This is a genomic window from Flavobacterium sp., assembly GCF_029242675.1.
Lineage (GTDB): Bacteria > Bacteroidota > Bacteroidia > Flavobacteriales > Flavobacteriaceae > Flavobacterium.
Genome location: NZ_JAQWTM010000323.1, coordinates 1 through 2,547 on the forward strand (window position 1 = coordinate 1; position 2,547 = coordinate 2,547).

Genomic DNA, 2,547 nt, shown 5'->3' on the forward strand with positions numbered 1-2,547 from the left:
CATTTTGATAATTAATTATTCTACAATAATAAACTCTGACCTTCTATTCTTTTGAAGAGCTTCATCAGTACAGTTTAAATCCTCACAAGCAATCACAGGTTCGCTTTCGCCGTATCCTTTTGCTGTAAGTCTGTCTGCTGAGATTCCCTTAGACAACATGAATGCCATTGTTGACTGCGCTCTTTTTTCAGATAAGATCATATTTGATTGCGCAGTACCACGATTGTCTGTATGTGACCTAATGGCAATTTTTAATTTAGGATGTACAGTCATCGCCGCTACTACCTTTGCAATTTCAAAGCCAGCATCTCCCCTAATATTCCATTTATTGGTATCAAATAAAATTGGGCTTAATTTTAATATCTTCCCTAAGTCATCACCCAGGCTGGCTTCATAAATTTCTTTTTCTAAAAATATTATTTGCTCTTTTGCAAAAGCATTAACAATTTTCTCATTAGTAGCGTAACCTTCTTTTTTAACTTTTGCTAAATATTGTTGTAAAGGTATTTTATCAAAAGCTACACTACCTTTAGCACTAGTATTAGAGTTTTTAACCTCGATGTTTTCAAGATCTTTTAATGAAACAACCGCATTAGCAATTACTTCCTTAGTATCTAAATCTTTCACGATTATAACGTTATTAGTTGTATTTATACTGTTTAATGGACTTAATTCTTCTAAGGTATAAATATCATCTCCTCCCTTGCCTCCTAGCCTATTTGAAGAAAAATGACCAAGTCTATTATTTATATTGATTATGTAATTAAAGTCGTCCATACTACTATTGATGGGGCTTCCAATATTTTCGACAAAAGAAAAAGTACTATCATTTTTGAATTTTGCAGCAAATACATCTAAGCCACCAAGGCCAGGTAATCCATCAGAGGAAAAATACAATACACCATCCTCGCTTATATAAGGAAATGTTTCTCTACCTTCTGTATTGATTTCTCTACCTAAATTTTTAGGAGTACTTACAGTACCATCTAAGAATAAGTCAACTTCGAAAATATCAGATGCCCCTATAGTTCCTGGCATATCTGAAGCAAAATACATTTTATCACCGGTCCTATTTAATGCAGGATGTGCACACGAGTACGCATCAGAATTGAAAGGCATCTCAATGATATTGCCCCATTCGTTTGCGCTATTTAATGTAGCTCGATAGATTTTTAGACGCGTCAAACCTTCATTATCTTTTTTCCTTTTTTTATCAATGTAGTTATTTCTCGTAAAGTACAAGGTTTTACCATCAGGACTCAATGCTGGTGTAGCCTCATGAAACTTACTATTTATTGTTTTCGAAAATTTTGTAGGATTAGAAAGCTGTCCATCTTTTTCGATAGAAGCCACGTATAACTCCGTGAATGATTCATTGTCCCATTTGTGAATGTTTTTTGAAAGAACACCCGTATTTCTAGTACTTGCAAATACTATCTTATCTTTGTAAAATGCAGCGCCATAATCTGACTTTAGGGTGTTTTGCTTTAAAAGGGAGACATTGTATCGATTTGAATTTTTCTCTATTTTATTTAAGTAATTTTGATTAGACGCAAGAATGACAGAGCGATTATCAGTAGGTTTACTACGAACAAATTCATCCATTATCTTTCTAGCTTCGGTGATATTACCTATAGCTTTTAACGCGTGTGCATATCTAAAATAGTACTCTGAAGCTAAATTCTTGTTTGAATTATATAATTTTTCATACCAAGCTGCTGATTCATTTAAATCACCTTTAAAGTAATAAGAATCTGCCATACGCTGATACAGTTCTGGAGACTGATAACCTTGTTCTGCTACTCTCTTGTAAATATCAATTGCTGGAGAAAAGGAATAATTTTCGAAATTTTCGTGCCCCTTCTCTACCTTACCATCTTGCGCTAAAAGTACATTAGCGAAGATAAATAAGACTACGGTCGTTATTTTTTTTATTAATATCATAGCTGTAGTATTTTAAAAGTGTCGCGGTGTTAATAATTTATTGAATCTATTGAATAATTCAAATCGAGCAATGAATTCAAAAGAACCATCGTTAAATTTTGTATTACCTAGCTCAGTGGATTCTCTATCATAAGCGAAACCTAACAAAATAGAGTCGGTTGCGTTGAATCCTGCCATTGCACTCCATGCAGCGTCTAATCGATGTGCTACTCCTATCGTTAATTTATCATTATAAATAAAATTAGCCGAAAGGTCTAGTTGTAAAGGGGCGCCAACAACTGCTTTTACTAATACGGTAGGCTTAAATTTAAAACTTGGATTTAAATCAAATACATAGCCACTTATGAAATACAAATTTATTTTTTCTTTGGCTACGGAGAACGAAGCATCGTCAAAATATTTTGTCTCTAGAATATTAGGAACAGAAAGACCTGCATAAAATTTGTCATCATGAAAATAAAGACCTGCTCCTATGTTAGGCGCAATATTACTTCTCATATCATTGTTAAGCGTCGTAGGTTCGTTTTGATATCTGCTTAATCTGTCATAATCAATATTTAATATATTAATCCCTCCTTTAACACCAAAAGAAAGTTTGCCTTG

The 2,547-nt window shown here is 33.5% G+C and carries 2 protein-coding genes; both read right to left on the bottom strand.

Annotated elements, in window-relative coordinates; translation table 11 throughout:
• Window positions 1-15: 15 nt before the first annotated feature.
• Complete coding sequence (locus tag P8M54_RS11890) at window positions 16-1,944, bottom strand: OmpA family protein (protein WP_300288085.1); 1,929 nt, start codon at window positions 1,942-1,944, stop codon at window positions 16-18.
• A gap of 12 nt (window positions 1,945-1,956) precedes the next feature.
• A partial coding sequence (locus P8M54_RS11895; RefSeq protein WP_300288086.1) for a type IX secretion system membrane protein PorP/SprF occupies window positions 1,957-2,547 on the bottom strand: 591 nt, incomplete at its 5' end.

What these genes read in the sequence shown, in the direction of transcription:
- P8M54_RS11890 (WP_300288085.1), bottom strand. Translation starts at nt 1,944, where the DNA reads ATGATATTAATAAAAAAAATAACGACCGTAGTCTTATTTATCTTCGCT.